The organism is Deinococcus rhizophilus (assembly GCF_030271215.1).
In the GTDB taxonomy this organism is placed as follows: Bacteria; Deinococcota; Deinococci; order Deinococcales; family Deinococcaceae; genus Deinococcus; species Deinococcus rhizophilus.
In genome coordinates this window covers 1-3,612 of sequence record NZ_JASNGB010000048.1, presented here as the reverse complement: position 1 = coordinate 3,612, position 3,612 = coordinate 1, and the positions used below count along the sequence as shown (strand labels likewise).

Genomic DNA, 3,612 nt, shown 5'->3' with positions numbered 1-3,612 from the left:
CAGGACCGCAATCAAGACACCCTGCCCCCACGAAACGGACAACCCCAACACCAACGCCCCCCACCCCTTACCATGCCCCCATGCCCGTCCCCACCCCCTCCCCCAAGGCCCGCCCATGAAACCCGCCCAGATTCAGGCCCAGCTGACCCGCGTCCTCTCCTCCGCCATCGCGGAACTGCGCGACCCCCGCGTGCCCCTGATCGTGACGGTCGAGCGCGTGACCGTGACACCCGATTACACGTTTGCGCGGGTGTACGTCAGCGCGATGGGGGCCGACATGCCCGAACTCCTGGGGGCCCTGGCGCGGGCACGCGGTCACCTTCAGCGCGAGGTGGCCTCGCAGGTGAAGATGCGCCGCACGCCGACCCTGGAGTTCTACGACGCGGCCGAGTCGCGTCTGTGACCGCCCGCGAATCCCGCACCCCCATCCGCGTGCGCTACGCCGAGACGGACGCGATGGGGGTCGCCCACCACGCCACTTACCCGGTGTGGTTCGAGGTGGGCCGCAGCGACCTGATGCGCGACCTGGGCCTGCCCTACGCGGAGGTGGAGGCGCGGGGCTACTACCTGATGCTGTCCGGCCTGAACGTGGAGTACCGCCGCGCCGCCCGCTACGACGAGGAACTGACGCTGGTGACGCGGGTGGGCACGGTGCGTTCGCGCACGATGACCTTCCGCTACGAACTGCGGCACCAGGAGACGCTGCTGGCGACCGGCGAGACCCGCCACATCGCCACCGACCGGACCTACCGCCCCGCCCGGTTGCCCGACGACGTGCTGGCCCTGCTGACGGCTGAGGGTTGACGGCCCCTGCCTGACCGCCGGAAGCGGGCCGCCGGTTGCTACACTCTCCTCCAATGAGCCACCTGTCGCGCACCCTGCCCATCAAACGCGCCGCGCACGTCTATCTGGTGCGGGGCGAGGAACTGCTGCTCGTGGAAGAGCGCATGGACGACGGCAGCATCTTCTACGGCCTGCCCGGTGGCAAGGCGCACCCCGGCGAGAGCCTCGCGGACGCGGCGGTGCGGCAGGTGGCGGTGGAGACGGGCCTGACAGTGACCGACCTGCGGTTTATCAGCCTGCTGGAAGGCGAGATGCTGCGCGGCACCCGCAACGAGTGCTACGCCAACTTCGGGCGCTTCACGGCCGATTATCACGGCGACCTCGACCCCACCGACCCGGAGGTCGTGGGCGTGAAATGGGTGCCCTTCGCGCAGGTCGAGGCCCTGATCCGCTACGGCCCGCCCCCGGAGTGCGAGGAGCGCAACCCGCTGATCTGGGTGCCCACCCGCGACTTCCTGAGGGGGGAGGCGCGGGCGTATTACCCGATCTGACGGCCGCCCGCACCCCGCCCCTCTGCAATCCACCCCACCGCCGCCCCCCGCCCAGAAGCCCTAGCCTGGGCCATGCGGCGTCCCCTGCTCTCCCTGCTCGCGCTGGCGCTGCTGACGGCGGCCCCGGTGCCCGCGCAACCCGCCTCCTCCCCGCCCGCCGAGACCCTGCGCGACCCCATCTTTCCCGGACTGGGGCAGGCGGGGCTGGACGTGCGGCACTACGACCTGCACCTCACTGTGGCCGAACCCGGCACGCGGGAGGTGCGTGGGGTGGTCACGCTGACGCTGGCGAGTACGCGCCCGCTGGCGCAGATTCGGCTGGACTTCCTGGGGCCGGGGGTGGAGGCGGTGCGCTGGAACGACCGGGCGGTCCCCTTCCAGGCAGATGAGACGGCCGCCAAGCTGACGGTCACGCCCCCCGCCCCACTGCGGCCCGGCGGGGCGGCCCGGCTGACGGTGGAGTACGCGGGCACGCCCGGCGAGCTGGAGGACCCCGATTTCCCCACGCCGCTGATGCTGGGCTGGCAGGCCGTCCCCGCCGAGGGTGCGCGGGCCGGGGCCAGCTTCGTCCTGAGCGAGCCGAACGGGACGCACACCTTCCTGCCGTCCAACGACCACCCCTCCGACAAGGCGACCTTCACCACGCGGGTGACCGTGCCGCGCGGGTACGTGGCGGCGGCGAGCGGCCTGGAGACGGGGCGGGTGGACGGTGGGGACACGAGCACCTTCACCTTCACGCAGGGGGAACCCATCCCGACCTACGCGCTGGGGATCTTCGTGGACCGCTTCCTGCGGGTGGACGAGACCGCCATTCCCGTGGGCGTGGGGGGCCGGGCGGTGGTGCGGCGCGACTTCTTCCCACCGGAGACGCCCGGCACGGTGCGGGCAGCCTACCGCCGCACCGACGAGGCGCTGCGCCTCCTCTCGGAGTGGTTCGGGCCGTATCCGTTCGGGGCCTACGGGGTGGCGGTGGTCACGCCCCGGCTGCCCGCGCTGGAGACGGCGACCCTCTCGACCATGCCGCTGAACATGAGCACCGAGCGCGTGGCCGTCCACGAGATCGCGCACCAGTGGTTCGGCAACGCGGTCACGCCCGCGACGTGGCCCGACGTGTGGCTCTCAGAGGGGATGGCCGCCTACGCGGAGCTGCTGTGGACCGAGCACCTCGGTGGGGACGGGCAGGCCTACGCCGCCCGCTGGCACGCCAACCTGACCCGCGCGGGCACCCGGCCGCTGCGGGCGACGCGGGCGGAGGAGCTGTTCGACCTCAGCACCTACCAGCGCGGGGCGCTGACCTTTCACGCCTTGCGGGCCGAGATCGGGGACGCGGCCTTCGGCGACTTCCTGCGGGCCTACGTGACGCGCTTCTCGGCGGGGGCGGGCACAGTGAGCACCCCGGCCTTCCTCGCCTTTGTGCGCGAGCGGGCGGGCGCGGAGGCCGAGAAGAGCGTGCGGCGCTGGGTAGAGGAGCCGGAGTTGCCGCCGCTGCCGGTGGTGGGTCGCTAGCCTCCCTCCCCCTTTGGACCGACGCCCACGGCCCCATCCCCGCCCTAGCCTGCGGGCATGATGAGGCGGATGACCCGCACCGCCCTGCCCCCTGTCCCGCCGCCGGGCCGCCCCGGCCTGCTGGCCGACCTGCGGGACGCGCAGACCTACCGCACAGCGCTGTACGTGGGGCTGGCGCTGCCGCTGGGGGCGCTGGGGGCGGGGCTGCTGCTGGGAGGCGTGCTCGCCGGGGTGGTGACGCTGCCGCTGCTGATCGGGGCCGGACTGCTGCTGGGGACCCTGTGGCTGGTGCCGGGGCTGGCCGACGTGCAGCGCAGGGTGGCGCGGCTGCTGGGCCTGCACTTGGTCCTCCAGCACCGGGCCCCCGCCGGTCCTCTCCCGCCGGGCGGCGTGGGGGGCTGGTTGCGGGCCACGCTCGCGGACGGGGCGACCTACCGGGCGCTGATGTTTCACCTGCTGCAACTGCCCCTCGCGGCGCTGTGCTGGGTGGTGGTGGGGGTGCTGCTGGCGGCCTCGGTGCTGGGACTGGCCGCGCCGTGGTGGGCGGCGGGTTCCCTCCCGGTGAGCTGGGGGGGCGGGGAAGTGACCCTCTCGGCCCCCGGCGTGGTGGGGTTGATGCTGGCGGGCGCAGGGGGCCTGCTGGTCACGGGCGGGGTGCTGAACCTGCTGGGACGGGTGTGGGCGTGGCTGGCCTTCGCGCTGCTGTCGGTGCCGCAGGACGGGGCGAGTGCCCGGCGCGAGGTCGTGGCGCTGCGCCGGGCCGCCGGGCGGG

The 3,612-nt window shown here is 73.5% G+C and carries 5 protein-coding genes; all 5 read left to right on the top strand.

From position 1 onward, the window contains the following. Positions 1–115: 115 nt before the first annotated feature. Complete coding sequence (locus QOL99_RS07220; RefSeq protein WP_285522608.1) at positions 116–403, top strand: ribosome-binding factor A; 288 nt, start codon at positions 116–118, stop codon at positions 401–403. Next, entirely contained in the window at positions 400–804 is a 405-nt protein-coding gene (locus tag QOL99_RS07215; protein WP_285522607.1) for an acyl-CoA thioesterase, read from the top strand. Before QOL99_RS07220 ends, QOL99_RS07215 begins: the two co-directional genes overlap by 4 nt. A 53-nt stretch (positions 805–857) precedes the next feature. After that, positions 858–1,334 (top strand): NUDIX hydrolase, encoded by a 477-nt coding sequence (locus QOL99_RS07210; protein WP_285522606.1) that lies wholly within the window; start codon positions 858–860, stop codon positions 1,332–1,334. A 72-nt stretch (positions 1,335–1,406) separates the two neighbouring features. Then, positions 1,407–2,840 carry a M1 family metallopeptidase gene (locus tag QOL99_RS07205; protein ID WP_285522604.1) on the top strand — a complete coding sequence of 478 codons (1,434 nt, stop codon included), beginning with the start codon at positions 1,407–1,409 and terminating at the stop codon, positions 2,838–2,840. Between the two features lie 57 nt (positions 2,841–2,897). Further along, positions 2,898–3,612 (top strand): sensor domain-containing protein (locus tag QOL99_RS07200; protein WP_285522602.1); only part of this gene is annotated, 715 nt, incomplete at its 3' end.

Bases quoted from the DNA above. Each gene is read 5' to 3' on its own strand.
- QOL99_RS07220 (WP_285522608.1), top strand. From the start codon at position 116: ATGAAACCCGCCCAGATTCAGGCCCAGCTGACCCGCGTCCTCTCCTCC.
- QOL99_RS07210 (WP_285522606.1), top strand. From the start codon at position 858: ATGAGCCACCTGTCGCGCACCCTGCCCATCAAACGCGCCGCGCACGTC.
- QOL99_RS07205 (WP_285522604.1), top strand. From the start codon at position 1,407: ATGCGGCGTCCCCTGCTCTCCCTGCTCGCGCTGGCGCTGCTGACGGCG.